The following is a 14,313-nucleotide window of genomic DNA, read 5'->3' on the forward strand; positions in this document are numbered from 1 at the left end:
TCATTATGGCAAAAGAAACCACTTACGAAGAAATAGCTCGTGACCTGAAAAACCGTATCTATAAACCTGTGTATTATCTCATGGGAGAAGAGTCTTATTATATAGACAAAATCTCTGAGTATATTGCTCAAACGGTGTTAAATGAAAGTGAAAAGGAATTCAACCAAACGATTATATATGGTGCCGATACGGATATAGCTACCATTATCAATGCAGCCAAGCGCTATCCTATGATGTCCAAATATCAGGTTGTCATAGTAAAGGAAGCACAGGGTGTAAAGAATATGGATGAACTGTCTTATTATTTGCAGAGACCTTTGGAGTCTACTATTTTGGTGCTGTGCCATAAGCATGGGGTTTTGGACAGAAGAAAAAAATTGGCAGCTGAAATAGAGAAGGTGGGTGTGCTTTTTGAATCAAAGAAGATAAAAGATGCTCAATTGGCAGGCTTTATCACTTCTTATTTAAAGCGTAAATCTATCGAGATTGAACCGAAAGCCTCCGAAATGATGGCCGAGTTTGTCGGTACGGATTTGAGTAGAATGGCAGGGGAATTGGAAAAACTTATTATTACTCTCCCTAAAGGGCAAAAACGAATCACGCCGGAGCAAATAGAGCAGAATATAGGCATAAGCAAGGATTATAATAACTATGAGCTTAGAAATGCCTTAATCATAAAGGATGTGTTTAAGGCAAACCAGATAATAAAATATTTTGAGGAGAATCCTAAGACTAATCCTTTGCAGATGACATTGTCTGTGTTATTTAATTTCTTCTCTAATTTAATGCTGGCGTATTATGCTCCCGAGAAGTCGGAGCAAGGTATTGCTGCTCAGTTGGGGCTGAAATCTCCTTGGCAATCTAAAGACTATATGGCTGCTATGAGAAAATATAGCGGGGTGAAGGTGATGCAGATAATTGGTGAGATTCGTTACTGCGATGCCAAGTCAAAAGGAGTGGGAAATTCTTCTTTGGGGGATGGGGAGTTACTTCGGGAGCTTGTTTACAAAATTCTTCATTAGATAGAGCTGTCGATGGGAGGAAGAAACTCCCGATGTTCTTTGTGATGGGAACATCGGGAGTTTTTTTATAGTATCTCTTTTCCTGTTAACTGCCTTTGTTGCATATCGATATTATTTTACATATTCATTCTCTTTTTTCTTCTTTATGCTGTTGGGGCTATCCTGATAGGCATCTTCTCTTTCAAATTTCTAGATTATCCTTTCTGCTGACAGTGAAAATAAAGCTTATCTTATTTATAATTAGATAGTTATATGGAAATTTGCTTCTTGAGAGTCGCGTATTTAGTAAGAAGTGGGTAAGTTGTTCGTGAAAATGGAAGTATTTCTCTATTTTAAAGTTTGGCGAGCGACAAATATGCCACCTAAAAAGCGGTTTGCCAAGAGAGGGAGATAAACTAATCAAATCTTGGTACAGGATATAACGGAACCAGATCAATACACATATATATGTGTAGGCCGATGCGTACGTACGTGTAGCCTGATGCGTATATATGTGCAGGCCGATGCCACCGTATGTGTTGCTCGATGCGTACGTACGTGCAAACTGTAATAAGCAAATTCCAAATCGTCATTTTTATCGTTATTGGAGTGAGGAGGATATTTGTGTGTATCGGTAAAATGTCTGTTGGACCGAGGGCTTACGAAGTCAGATGCAGAGGTATATTTCTCTTCTTCAGACGTTAAAATTCACAATTGGCGAGTTTTTGTATTTTCAACAATGAATATAGGATTGTGAACAGGATTAAATATAGTCTATTTTGTAAATTTTCAAATTTACAAACTTGTATTTTATGATTGTAAATAGGAGAGTGTTATCTTGTAAAGTGTGAGGTTATAAATGTGTATGCATATTTATTTAAGCCTATGATAGGGTGTATAATACATTGAAAACCAATTATTTTATACCTGTTTATAAAGTGGTTGATAAAGAAAGGACAAAAAACTTGCTCATTTCGATATTTTCACTTGTAAATAGTATATATATTGAATTTATAAGTATCATATAATGAGTGTTTTATATCCAGTTAATTAAAGTTGAATTTATTGCTGTTTTATGGTGATTTACGCTTGTAAATGTAATATTGTTTAAGTATGTAAATTTTGTAAATACAAATATAAACTATGCATTTATGTATTGTAAATTTGCAAATCCGAATTATAAGAATTACTTTTGTCTCTATATAATCTGACTTATTACTTTTGTAAATGAAGGAAAGAATAGCTCAAATCATCCAAAAAGAAGGTATGACTGCTGCGCAATTTGCAGATAAGATAGGAATTTCGCCTTCCTCTCTCTCTCATATCCTGAGTGGTAGGAATAATCCGAGCCTGGAGGTAGTCATGAAAATACACAAGGCTTGTGATTACATTAGTTTGGATTGGCTTCTCTATGGCGAAGGAGAAATGGAGACCGATGTAGACTCGGATAATAATGGCAGTTTTCCCGGTCCATTGTTTGACGAGAATTCATTATTTGCGTCCAATGGGACGAATGCATCTGAATATCGCAAGGAAACTGAGGTTAAAACCTCTGTTATACCCCCTAAAGAGATTGTGCGTGAGGAGATTAAGTACATAGAGAGACCTGCCAGAAAAATCACTGAAATAAGAATTTTCTTCGATAACGGTACTTATGAAACCTTTCGCCCTGAAAAATAGCTCGCATTTTACTAAATAATATAGGTATTTTGCTAAAATGCCCTCCCACAGATAAGTAATTGGGTAAATTCGTGTATCTTTGCATTGAAAAACGAATTTACCCAATTTTATTTCATGAAAAAATATATTTTAGACCTTGTGGTTACACAGAACATTAAATTGCATGCCAATTATGTTCTGATTAAAATGACTCAAGCTAACCCGTTGCCCGAAATGCTGCCGGGTCAGTTTGCTGAGATACGAATTGACGGTTCTAATACTACTTTCCTGCGCCGTCCGATTTCTATTAACTATGTGGATAAGAAAACAAACGAAGTATGGTTCCTGGTACAGTTGGTTGGTGACGGTACGCGTAAATTGGCAACTGTAAAGCAGGGTGACATCGTTAATGTAGTAATGCCTTTAGGAAACGGATTTACCATACCCGGGGATGTTACAGCATTCAAGCCCTTGCTGGTGGGCGGCGGTGTGGGTACCGCTCCTATGCTCATGCTGGGCGCAGAACTTGTAAAGGCCGGCTGTAAGCCAACTTTCCTGTTGGGTGCACGCTCCTCTAAGGATTTGTTGCAATTGGACGAATTTGAAAAGCTGGGTGAGGTTTATACCACTACCGAAGATGGCAGCATGGGCGAACAGGGTTATGTGACCGGGCATAGTCTGTTGAACAACAATGGTTTTAACATGATATATACTTGTGGTCCGAAGCCCATGATGGTATCGGTTGCCAGATATGCCAAAGCCAATGATATCGAATGTGAGGTGTCATTGGAGAATATGATGGCGTGTGGTGTGGGCGCATGCTTATGTTGTGTAGAAAACACGGACGAAGGTCACCTGTGTGTTTGTAAAGATGGTCCTGTATTTAATATAAAGAAACTATTATGGCAGATTTAAGCGTAAATATCGGCAGTTTGATGATGTCTAACCCTGTTATGACAGCATCGGGTACATTTGGTTATGGAAAAGAGTTTGAGGACTTTGTCGATTTGGAAAAAATTGGCGGTATCATTGTAAAGGGGACTACTCTCCATCATCGTGAGGGAAATCCTTATCCGCGCATGGCGGAGACTCCCATGGGGATGCTGAATGCCGTAGGATTGCAAAATAAGGGTGTACACTACTTCGTAGAGCATATATATCCTCAGATAAAGGATATCAATACCAATATGATTGTAAACGTCTCAGGCTCGGCTGTAGAAGACTATGCCAAGACCGCAGAAATTATCAATGAACTTGATAAGATTCCGGCGATTGAATTGAATATTTCCTGTCCGAATGTAAAGCAGGGAGGCATGGCTTTCGGTGTTTCTGCCAAAGGTTGTTCGGAGGTGGTAAAAGCAGTTCGTGAGGTGTATAAGAAGACTTTGATTGTAAAGTTATCGCCTAATGTAACGGATATCACCGAGATAGCACGGGCTGCCGAAGCATCGGGCGCCGATAGTGTTTCTTTGATAAACACATTGCTGGGTATGGCAATTGATGCAGAGAAACGCCGTCCTGTTCTTTCGACCATTACCGGCGGTATGAGTGGCGCAGCAGTAAAACCGATTGCTCTGCGTATGGTTTGGCAAGTAGCTAAAGCGGTAAATATTCCTGTCATAGGTTTGGGGGGTATCATGGATTGGAAAGATGCGGTAGAGTTTATGCTTGCAGGTGCTACTGCTATACAGATTGGTACGGCAAACTTTATAGACCCTGCTGTTACTGTCAAAGTATCAGAAGGCATAAATGACTATTTGGAGCGTCATGGATATACATCTGTAAAAGATATTATTGGTGCATTAGAAGTATAATAGTTTTACCTTGGTGTAACTTGGCCCCGCAAGGATGTTTTGAGGTCTTACTCTTTATCCTTGCGGGGCTTTTTGTTCTTATTGCCTGAGGTGGTTTGACTCTTGAATAAGTTGCATCTGCAACTTTGTACAAGGGTATCAAATGATAACCTCAAAGATTTTTTGCGATGAAATGGTTCGTTTTTGCAAAAGAGAAGGTCGGAATATGCAGAAAAAACTTTATTCTGAGGTGGAAAGGCTCCATCTATTCTTTAATATGCTTGAAAGGCTGAAGTAGAACTTTAAGTAGATATATACCTAAAAAAGAGGAGGTGCAGACGTCAGTTATTACCGTCTGCACCTCTTTATTTTTATATCTATTTTTTATTTTAGCAAATCCGGTCTTAGGCGCTGGGTTCGTTCTAAAGACTGCTGAAGTTCCCACTCTTTTATTTTTGCTTCGTGTCCCGATAAGAGTACATCGGGAACAGCCCATCCATTGTACTCGGCCGGACGCGTATAGACAGGAGCAGCCAATAAATTATCTTGGAAAGAATCAGACAAAGCAGATTGCTCGTCAGAAATTACTCCGGGGATGATACGAACCACTGCATCGGCAATAACAGCCGCAGCAAGTTCACCTCCTGTCAAAACATAGTCACCTATACTGATTTCTTTCGTAATGAAATGTTCACGAATCCGGTAGTCTATCCCCTTAAAATGCCCACATAAGATGATTAAGTTTTTGGCAAGTGAGAGAGAGTTTGCCATCGGTTGATTGAACTGTTCTCCATCGGGGCTTGTAAAAATTACTTCATCATATTCGCGTTCCGCTTTCAGAGCAGAAATGCATCGGTCTATCGGCTCAATCTTCATCACCATGCCGGCAAATCCCCCAAAAGGATAATCATCTACTTTACGATAACGGTCAAAAGCATAGTCACGCAAGTTATGTATATGAATTTCTGCGATTCCTTTCTTTTGTGCCCGGCTCATAATGGAGCAGTTGAAGAAGCCTTCCAGCATCTCGGGCAATACAGTTATGATATCTATTCTCATTTTCTATTTATTTTTTGCAAAAGTACGAAAATCCTCTCTTCCTAACGGTGTTTTTCATTCAAAAAATAGCTATTTTTGCAGGAAACTATCTTTTATGGTATGACTGAAATAGAAAGAATAAATCAATTGCGCGAGGAACTTCATCGCCATAACTATAATTATTATGTGTTGAATGCTCCCGAAATCAGCGACCGGGAATTCGACCTTTTGATGCGTGAGTTGCAAGACTTGGAAGCAAAACATCCCGAATATCGGGATGAGAATTCGCCTACCATGCGTGTGGGGAGTGATATTAATAAGAATTTCACTCAGGTGGTGCACAAATATCCTATGCTTTCGCTTGCCAATACTTATTCGGAAGCGGAAGTTTCGGATTTTTATGACCGTGTGAAGAAATCCCTGAATGAAGAGTTTGAGATTTGCTGTGAGATGAAATATGACGGGACCTCCATTTCCCTCACTTATGAGGATGGGAAATTGACTCGTGCCGTCACTCGTGGTGACGGTGTGCAGGGAGACGATGTGACGGATAATGTGAAAACAATCCGCAGCATTCCGCTTGTTTTGCATGGTGAAGGTTATCCGCATGAATTCGAGATTCGTGGAGAAATACTGATGCCATGGGAGGTGTTTGAAGAACTGAATCGTGAGCGTGAAGCTCGTGAGGAGCCTCTTTTTGCCAATCCGCGTAATGCGGCTTCGGGAACGTTGAAATTGCAAAACTCCGCTATCGTGGCTTCCCGCAAGTTGGATGCTTACCTATATTATTTATTGGGTGAGAACTTGCCTTGTGACGGCCATTACGAGAATCTGAAAGAAGCAGAAAAGTGGGGTTTCAAAATATCTGATGTGACACGCAAGTGTAAAACACTGGAAGAAGTATTTGAATTTATCAGATATTGGGACACCGAGCGTAAGAATCTGCCGGTGGCTACAGATGGTATTGTATTGAAGGTCAACTCCTTGCGTCAGCAGCGCAATCTTGGTTATACAGCCAAGTCTCCCCGTTGGGCTATTGCCTATAAGTTCCAGGCAGAACGGGCATGTACCCGATTGAACAGAGTGACTTACCAGGTAGGGCGTACGGGAGCCGTTACTCCGGTTGCCAATCTTGACCCTGTGCAATTGGCGGGAACTGTGGTAAAACGTGCTTCCCTGCATAATGCGGATATTATTGAAGGGCTCGACCTTCACATTGGCGATATGGTATATGTGGAAAAGGGTGGCGAAATCATTCCGAAGATTGTCGGTGTGGACAAGGATGCCCGCATAATGATTGGTGACAAAGTGAAATTTATAACTCACTGTCCCGAATGTGGAAGCAAATTGGTGCGTTATGAAGGCGAAGCTGCTTATTATTGTACTAATGATACAGCTTGTCCTCCCCAAATCAAAGGGAAGATAGAACATTTTATCAGCCGTCGGGCGATGAACATCGAAGGTCTTGGCCCTGAAACTGTAGACCAGTTTTATCAAGAAGGACTTATTCACGACATAGCCGATTTGTACACACTGAAAGCATCCGACATTATTAATCTGGAACGCATGGGGGAAAAGTCGGCCGAGAATATTATCTCAGGCATCGAGCAATCCAAGAATGTGCCGTTTGAGAGAGTTCTTTTTGCACTGGGTATCCGTTTTGTGGGTGAAACTACAGCAAAAACGTTGGCCAAAGCATTTAAATCCATCGATGCTTTGATAAGTGCCAGTCTCGATGATTTGATTCATGTCGATGAAATCGGTGAAAAGATAGCCCAAAGTATCATTTTGCATTTTGCGGATGCTAAAAATCGGGATATTGTCGAGCGTCTTCGGGATGCGGGAGTGAAATTGAAAGCTGATGAACAAGATACTTCCGACCATACTGACAAGTTGGCGGGAAAATCGATTGTTATCAGCGGGGTGTTTACCCATCACTCGCGTGACGAGTATAAAGAACTTATCGAAAAACATGGTGGAAAGAATGTGGGAAGCATTTCTTCGAAAACCAGCTTTATTTTGGCCGGAGACAATATGGGGCCCAGCAAATTGGAAAAGGCGCAGAAGTTGGGTATTGCCATTATAAGCGAAGACGAGTTTCTGGAGATGATTAAGTGACTTTTTAGTATGTATAATTTAAAAATCATGTGATTTTTATCGCTAAAATAGAAAATATTCGTACTTTTGTGGGCTATTGAATAAGAGTTTATTATTTATTTATGATACAAGCAAGATTAAAAGGAATGGGGGTGGCACTGATCACTCCTTTCAAAGAAGATGATAGCGTTGATTATGAAGCGTTACTCCGTTTGGTAGATTACCAACTACAGAACGGAACAGACTTTTTGTGTGTGTTGGGAACTACCGCCGAGACCCCGACCCTGACCAAGGAAGAAAAAGATAAGATAAAACGTTTGGTGGTAGAAAGAGTGAACGGACGGATTCCCATATTGTTAGGAATCAGTAGTAACTGCACCCGCACTGTAGTCGAATCGCTGAAAAATGATGATTTTACCGGTGTAGATGCTGTTCTCGTAGCTGTACCATATTATAATAAACCCTCTCAGGAAGGCATTTATCAGCACTATAAAGCGATTGCCGAAGCTACCAATCTTCCGGTAGTACTTTATAATGTTCCCGGACGTACGGGTGTAAATATGACAGCTGAAACAACTTTGCGTTTGGCACGCGATTTTAAAAATATCATTGCCATCAAGGAAGCTTCTGGAAATATTACCCAAATGGATGATATTATCAAGAATAAGCCGGCTAATTTTGATGTGATTTCGGGCGATGACGGAATAACTTTTCCTTTAATTACACTAGGCGCAGTGGGGGTTATTTCAGTGATTGGCAATGCCTTTCCACGTGAGTTTAGTCGCATGACACGATTGGCTCTTCAGGGAGATTTTGCGAATGCTTTGACTATTCATCATAAATTTACAGAACTGTTTAGCTTGTTGTTTGTCGATGGAAATCCGGCCGGAGTGAAAGCTATGCTGAACGTGATGGGGTTGATTGAGAATAAGTTGCGTCTGCCTTTGGTCCCTACCCGAATCACTACTTTCGAGAAGATGCGTGCCATATTGGATGAATTGAAGATTAAATGCTGAAAAGATAAAGTGTCATAGAGGAGGCTCTATCTTAAAATAAAAAACAGAACGTTGAAAATCTTATAGTTTAAACACTTAGAAGAAAAATCTCCCTGTTTTGCCTTGTACTGTGATGAATAAGGCTAAAAGAGGGAGATTTTTATATGATGACTCCCCATTATAATAAAGCTGTTTTATTTTTCTGCTTTGAGGCAGTCCTTAGTGAGTTTGTTGGGAGATGGAGAAAGCTCAACTTGAAAATTGAGGTATTGTTAACCCTAAACAATGCCCATTGTTTGGGAAAGTTGTTTCCATTGTTTCCAAAAAATGTCTCCATTGTTTTAGGAAAACCTCGGGTCAGTTTAGGCTTTGCCCCCTATGTTTTGGATTGCCCCCTTGTCCGAGCATACTACAAAAAAAGACCATCTTCGCAGATAGTCTTTCTTTGTGATCGCGACAGGATTCAAACCTGTAACCGGCTGATCCGTAGTCAGCTACTCTATTCAGTTGAGCTACGCGACCCTTTAACTTTTTCTAATAAAAATAATGAATGTGACCGCGACAGGATTCAAACCTGTAACCGGCTGATCCGTAGTCAGCTACTCTATTCAGTTGAGCTACGCGACCCTTTAACTTTTTCTAATAAAAATAATGAATGTGACCGCGACAGGATTCAAACCTGTAACCGGCTGATCCGTAGTCAGCTACTCTATTCAGTTGAGCTACGCGACCCTTTAACTTTTTCTAATAAAAATAATGAATGTGACCGCGACAGGATTCAAACCTGTAACCGGCTGATCCGTAGTCAGCTACTCTATTCAGTTGAGCTACGCGGCCATTGTCAAAACTTCTAATAACATTTATTTTTTTGTGACCGCGACAGGATTCAAACCTGTAACCGGCTGATCCGTAGTCAGCTACTCTATTCAGTTGAGCTACGCGGCCATTGTCAAAACTTCTAATAACATTTATTTTTTTGTGACCGCGACAGGATTCAAACCTGTAACCGGCTGATCCGTAGTCAGCTACTCTATTCAGTTGAGCTACGCGGCCATTGTTCTTTCGTTTTGACGGGTGCAAAGATACGGACTTTTTTTGAATCTGCAAGTATTTTAGCAACTCTTTTTTCAAAAAATTATTCGATGAAACGGGAGTTAAATAGTTGCCATCCTAGCGTGAGCCCTACATTCCAGTCGTTACTCGGTGAGCTATAATGATTTACATACGCACTGATAGAACCGAAAGATAACTGGAATACCAAAGAAACTTCTCCTAAATATTCGAACTTTGTGAAGGCTTTACCATAATATGCTTTTCCATATTCGTCTTTTTTAATGGGAAAGATGGGGATGAAGCCATAGAATTCGCCCCGTAATTGGATAGAATTTCCCAATTGATAGATGGGAATGGCTCCGATTCCGGCATACTGATTGGCGCGGAACGCTTCATTATAGGTCACTTTGCTATGGGCAGTGGGTGTAAATTCACCCGCTTCCATCAAGGTGGCGGTATAGTTATTTGAAAAGTTCCGTGAAGAGTAGTAGGCTTCCAGATAAGCACCCAGTGTAAACTTAGGGCTTATTTTGTGATAAGTTTCATTTTCGTAAGATACCTGCAACCATGATTGTATCTTCTTGTATTGATCTTCTACAGGGGCTTGCGGATTGCCTGCTTTAAACTTTTCCCTGCCTGTGAATATTTGTGCTGCCATTTTTTCTCTGCTCCCCTGGGTGGCAAATTGACGTGCGTTCAGAGTACTTCCTTCCAAAACGATGGAGCCTCCAAAGATGTCGTAAGTGCTGCGGTCATGCTTCGCTTGGCTGAAATCGATGATGTTGGTCTGGAAATAGCGATCTTGAATACGTGCGATTCCTATGCCGAATTCAGCTTTCTTTCGGCTGAGAAAGGGAAGTGCCGCATTTATCTTCACAAATTCCTCTTTCTTTTTGTTAAAAGCCGGATTGTCGTTGTTGGAGAATAACTTTTCTTCTTTATAGTAGTCTAAAGTGGAGATAGAGGCTATGAAACGATATGAAGTAGGTATTCGGGTTGGAAAATCAATACGTGCTGCCAGTTGAAGGTTATTGTAAATCCTGCCAAGTTGTCCGTCGAATGTAAATTCTTTCGAGTAATAGTTCAGGTTTTGGTATGATGCACCAAAATAAACTTGGTTGGCTCCACTAGAGGAGACATTACCCCCAACTCGGGCAGAGAGATTGGCTTCCATTTTGACCTGCAGGTTCAAATCGTAAGTGCCGTCTTCTCTATTATAAACGGCATGAGGGATAATTTCAGAAATTATATTATCTGACAATAGGCGGAAGTATCCTTGTTTTACATCTTCTATTGTGAATGTTTCGTAATTATTTTCGTGGAATTCTTTACGGATATATTGTTTTTGTCGTTCATTGGCGCCTGTGATATTAACCGTTTTGAATCGAAGCTCGGGTAAATTGCTTTTATATGCCAAGCGCTGGAGTTCTATTTGGGCAGGGTTCACTCTTCGATGAATTCGGCTTTTTATGGAGTCCATCATTTCCAATGTGCGTTTGTAGCCGATGTCATGCAATTCGTCGAAACGGTTGAAATCCATCAGATTGACATCATCGTATTTGAAAGTCAATAGAATTCCCAAAGAATCGGGTAGCGTATAGTCTGTCTTTTGCATAATCATATTTTCCAATTGTCCCATGATGTCATCTTCTTTGGGTTTTCCGGGGTTGGTGGAAACGGCACTTCCTATAATAATATCAGGATGGAAGTCTTCTTTCATCACATTTACCGGAAAATTATTGTATATTCCTCCGTCATAAGCGAGTATAGAATCTATCTCAATCGGTTTGAACATGGCTGGAAAACTCATGGAAGCACGGACGGCATCTCCCAAATCACCGTCCTTCAATACCATGGCGCGTTTATTGTAAACGTCTGATGCAATGCAACGAAAAGGTACAAACAAACTATCAAAGTTTTCTTTGCATGCTGCGGTGGATTGGGCAAAAAGTTGCAGAAATACGATATTCATTTGAATAGGATCTACAATACTGTTGGGCAAAAAATGGGGCTTTACGCTTTTAAGGGAGTCCTTTAATGAAATACGAATGTTGATAAACTCCGGAGTCGGCGGATTCTTCTTAAAATAGTAGATATATTTTTCTTCGACATCTCCCGAATACCAGCGTCTAAAGTCATCTGATTTGAGTAATTGCTCCATTTCATCGGGAGAATATCCCATAGCGTAAAGTGAACCGACAATGGCACCCATAGAAGTACCGGTAATATAGTCTATGGGTATTCCGTTTTCTTCTAGTGCACGGATAATACCAATGTGAGTCAGTCCTTTGGCACCGCCGCCGCTCAATACAAGTCCTACTTTTTGTGCTTCCAATTGAAAAGGAATTAGTATTAAGAGCAAGAGTATATATATGTGTCGTTTCATGGATTTTCTATATTTCCCCAAATATAGAAATAAATCTTTGTATATATTCGTTTTGGAAATAAAAAAAGAGAAAGTGTCAAAAGCAATTGTCTGGTTTTGCTGTTGGCACCTTCTCTTTAGTTATGAGAAAAGCTCATGAAATCAGATTAATTCGATACTTCGTTTTACAAAGTTGGTCAGAGCTTCTCCTTTTAGCATATTGTTTTGCAATAATGCAAGGTCGATTAATTGGCGGATTATTTTATTCCCACTGGCATATTCGCCTAAGACGGCTTGTTTCTTGGTTGTTTCATCCGAGATTTTCTTATCGATGTCACTCAATTCATCTTTTTCTGCTTGCGGGATGTCTTCTGATTTTTTGCCTTCTTGAGCCTTTTGAAGTTCACTGCGACGATTGTTCAAAGTTGCCATTTCGTTTTCGATAGGTTCAAGTGTTGCCTTGCATGAGCTATCGGCATCTGCCAATACTTGTTTTACAAGTTTGTGATCGGCGTTCAAAACAAGGTTATACATATTTGGCATTTCTCCATAAAAGCTCATACCAGTTTGGATATTAGCCATTTCTTTCATACGGCGCATATATTCGCTTTGTGTAATCATTATCGGTGCACCGTTTTCTCCCAGTGATTGCGCTTCGACATTGAATTCCACTTTCTTTATCTGAGGCAATTGGCTACGGAAGACGGAGGAAAGAATTTCACGTTGGCCATATTCCAAATCAGCTTCTTTATGCTCTTCTTTGGCTATCAAGCGGTCGATGACATCACTATCCACACGGGTGAAGCGACTTTTCTCAAATTTTTGTTCGAGCATGCTTACCATGGCTACATCCAATTGGCCGTCCATCAGTAATACATTGTAACCTTTGTTTTTGGCAGCATCAATGTAACTGTATTGCTCGTCCAGATTGTTGGAATACAGATAAATCAGATTTCCGTCTTTATCTGTTTGGCTGTCTTTGATTAAAGTCTGATATTCCTCATAAGTGTAATATTTTCCGTCTGTATCTTTCAATAAAGCAAACTTATTAGCTTTTTCATAGAAATCTTCTTGAGTCAACATGCCATAATTGATGAAAATCTTCAAATCATCCCATTTTTCTTCAAATTCTTTACGGTCATTTTTGAAGATAGCTTGTAAACGGTCAGAAACTTTCTTTGAAATATAGGTAGAAATCTTCTTTACGTTCGAATCGCTTTGCAGATAAGAACGTGATACGTTTAATGGGATGTCCGGCGAATCAATTACACCGTGCAAAAGAGTCAGAAAATCAGGTACAATGCCTTCTACTGAATCTGTTACATATACTTGATTACAATATAACTGGATTTTGTTTCGTTGTAATTCAATATTGCTCTTGATTTTCGGGAAGTAGAGAATACCTGTCAAATTAAACGGATAGTCTACATTTAAATGAATCCAGAACAATGGTTCGTCTGCCATCGGGTAGAGTTCCTGATAGAATTTTTTATAGTCTTCATCTTTTAGCTCCACCGGTTTACGAGTCCAAAGAGGATAAGTTTCGTTGATGATATTATCTTCGTCTGTTTCTACTTGTTTACCGTCTTTCCATTCTTTCTTCTTTCCAAAAGCTACAGGAATGGGGAGGAAACGACAATATTTGGTAAGTAAAGCGGAGATACGTGCTTCTTCTAAGAATTCTTTGCAATCATCGTCTATGTATAAGATAATGTCTGAGCCTCGATCTGCTTTTTCTACATCTTCTATAGTAAATTCGGGGCTTCCGTCGCAAGTCCATTTCACGGCTTGGGCACCTTCACGATACGATTTAGTGATGATTTCCACTTTTTTTGCTACCATAAATGCGGAGTAGAAGCCAAGTCCAAAGTGCCCGATAATGGCATTGGCGTCGTCTTTGTATTTTTCAAGGAAGTCATTGGCGCCTGAGAAAGCGATTTGGTTGATATACTTTTCTATTTCTTCAGCAGTCAGTCCGATACCACGGTCGGAGATGGTAATGGTGTCTGCATTCAAACTAACTTTGATAGTGAGGTTGCCCATTTCTCCTTTAAATTCCCCTTTGGAGGCAAGAGTCTTGAGCTTTTGGGTAGCATCTACTGCATTAGATACCAGTTCACGAAGAAATATTTCATGATCACTATATAAGAACTTTTTAATGATGGGGAAAATATTTTCAGTGGTTACCCCAATGTTTCCTTTTTGCATACTATTGATGTTTTAAGTTATTATTATTTGTTATTGTAAGCTTTAAGACAAAAAAAATGCCAGATACGCAGGTATCTGACATTTTGGCGGTTATTTTTGAATAA

Annotated in this window: 9 protein-coding genes and 6 tRNA genes; 6 read left to right on the plus strand and 9 right to left on the minus strand. The window is 40.0% G+C overall.

Annotated elements, in window-relative coordinates; genetic code table 11:
* Window positions 1–5: 5 nt before the first annotated feature.
* The 4 genes from holA (at window position 6) to IR173_RS09290 (ending at window position 4,474) form a co-directional block, all read left to right on the plus strand.
* On the plus strand, window positions 6–1,022 hold the full coding sequence (gene holA / locus IR173_RS09275; RefSeq protein ID WP_237039366.1) for a DNA polymerase III subunit delta: 1,017 nt from the start codon (window positions 6–8) through the stop codon (window positions 1,020–1,022).
* A 1,206-nt stretch (window positions 1,023–2,228) separates the two neighbouring features.
* Window positions 2,229–2,681, plus strand: coding sequence for a helix-turn-helix domain-containing protein (locus tag IR173_RS09280; protein WP_262914288.1), 453 nt, complete (start codon window positions 2,229–2,231; stop codon window positions 2,679–2,681).
* 114 nt (window positions 2,682–2,795) lie between these two features.
* Window positions 2,796–3,575, plus strand: a complete 780-nt coding sequence (locus tag IR173_RS09285) for a dihydroorotate dehydrogenase electron transfer subunit (RefSeq protein ID WP_237039367.1) — start codon at window positions 2,796–2,798, stop codon at window positions 3,573–3,575.
* Window positions 3,563–4,474 carry a dihydroorotate dehydrogenase gene (locus IR173_RS09290; RefSeq protein ID WP_237039368.1) on the plus strand — a complete coding sequence of 304 codons (912 nt, stop codon included), beginning with the start codon at window positions 3,563–3,565 and terminating at the stop codon, window positions 4,472–4,474. Before IR173_RS09285 ends, IR173_RS09290 begins: the two co-directional genes overlap by 13 nt.
* Before the next feature lie 363 nt (window positions 4,475–4,837).
* Here the strand turns inward: IR173_RS09290 and trmD are convergent, their stop codons facing one another.
* Window positions 4,838–5,512 carry a tRNA (guanosine(37)-N1)-methyltransferase TrmD gene (trmD, locus tag IR173_RS09295; RefSeq protein ID WP_237039369.1) on the minus strand — a complete coding sequence of 225 codons (675 nt, stop codon included), beginning with the start codon at window positions 5,510–5,512 and terminating at the stop codon, window positions 4,838–4,840.
* 99 nt (window positions 5,513–5,611) lie between these two features.
* On the opposite strand from trmD, the gene ligA reads away from it, so the two are divergent.
* On the plus strand, window positions 5,612–7,609 hold the full coding sequence (ligA, locus tag IR173_RS09300) for an NAD-dependent DNA ligase LigA (protein WP_237039370.1): 1,998 nt from the start codon (window positions 5,612–5,614) through the stop codon (window positions 7,607–7,609).
* A 101-nt stretch (window positions 7,610–7,710) separates the two neighbouring features.
* Window positions 7,711–8,604 carry a 4-hydroxy-tetrahydrodipicolinate synthase gene (gene dapA / locus IR173_RS09305; protein WP_237039371.1) on the plus strand — a complete coding sequence of 298 codons (894 nt, stop codon included), beginning with the start codon at window positions 7,711–7,713 and terminating at the stop codon, window positions 8,602–8,604.
* 427 nt (window positions 8,605–9,031) lie between these two features.
* Here the strand turns inward: dapA and IR173_RS09310 are convergent.
* The 8 genes from IR173_RS09310 to htpG form a co-directional block, all read right to left on the minus strand.
* A tRNA-Arg gene (locus tag IR173_RS09310) sits at window positions 9,032–9,105 on the minus strand.
* 31 nt (window positions 9,106–9,136) lie between these two features.
* A tRNA-Arg gene (locus IR173_RS09315) sits at window positions 9,137–9,210 on the minus strand.
* Between the two features lie 31 nt (window positions 9,211–9,241).
* Window positions 9,242–9,315, minus strand: a tRNA-Arg gene (locus IR173_RS09320).
* A gap of 31 nt (window positions 9,316–9,346) precedes the next feature.
* Window positions 9,347–9,420: transfer RNA gene (locus tag IR173_RS09325), tRNA-Arg, on the minus strand.
* Between the two features lie 34 nt (window positions 9,421–9,454).
* Window positions 9,455–9,528, minus strand: a tRNA-Arg gene (locus tag IR173_RS09330).
* A 34-nt stretch (window positions 9,529–9,562) separates the two neighbouring features.
* Window positions 9,563–9,636 (minus strand) — tRNA-Arg (locus tag IR173_RS09335).
* An 82-nt stretch (window positions 9,637–9,718) separates the two neighbouring features.
* Window positions 9,719–12,022 (minus strand): patatin-like phospholipase family protein, encoded by a 2,304-nt coding sequence (locus tag IR173_RS09340; RefSeq protein ID WP_237039372.1) that lies wholly within the window; start codon window positions 12,020–12,022, stop codon window positions 9,719–9,721.
* Window positions 12,023–12,163: 141 nt separating this feature from the next.
* Window positions 12,164–14,209, minus strand: coding sequence for a molecular chaperone HtpG (htpG, locus tag IR173_RS09345; RefSeq protein ID WP_237039373.1), 2,046 nt, complete (start codon window positions 14,207–14,209; stop codon window positions 12,164–12,166).
* Between the last annotated feature and the right edge of the window lie 104 nt (window positions 14,210–14,313).

The sequence above is a fragment of the Phocaeicola faecalis genome (assembly GCF_021730445.1).
GTDB classification, from domain to species: Bacteria; Bacteroidota; Bacteroidia; order Bacteroidales; family Bacteroidaceae; genus Phocaeicola; species Phocaeicola faecalis.

Bases quoted from the DNA above. Each gene is read 5' to 3' on its own strand.
- holA (WP_237039366.1), top strand. From the start codon at position 6: ATGGCAAAAGAAACCACTTACGAAGAAATAGCTCGTGACCTGAAAAAC.
- IR173_RS09280 (WP_262914288.1), top strand. From the start codon at position 2,229: ATGAAGGAAAGAATAGCTCAAATCATCCAAAAAGAAGGTATGACTGCT.
- IR173_RS09285 (WP_237039367.1), top strand. From the start codon at position 2,796: ATGAAAAAATATATTTTAGACCTTGTGGTTACACAGAACATTAAATTG.
- IR173_RS09290 (WP_237039368.1), top strand. From the start codon at position 3,563: ATGGCAGATTTAAGCGTAAATATCGGCAGTTTGATGATGTCTAACCCT.
- trmD (WP_237039369.1), bottom strand. From the start codon at position 5,512: ATGAGAATAGATATCATAACTGTATTGCCCGAGATGCTGGAAGGCTTC.
- ligA (WP_237039370.1), top strand. From the start codon at position 5,612: ATGACTGAAATAGAAAGAATAAATCAATTGCGCGAGGAACTTCATCGC.
- dapA (WP_237039371.1), top strand. From the start codon at position 7,711: ATGATACAAGCAAGATTAAAAGGAATGGGGGTGGCACTGATCACTCCT.
- IR173_RS09340 (WP_237039372.1), bottom strand. From the start codon at position 12,022: ATGAAACGACACATATATATACTCTTGCTCTTAATACTAATTCCTTTT.
- htpG (WP_237039373.1), bottom strand. From the start codon at position 14,209: ATGCAAAAAGGAAACATTGGGGTAACCACTGAAAATATTTTCCCCATC.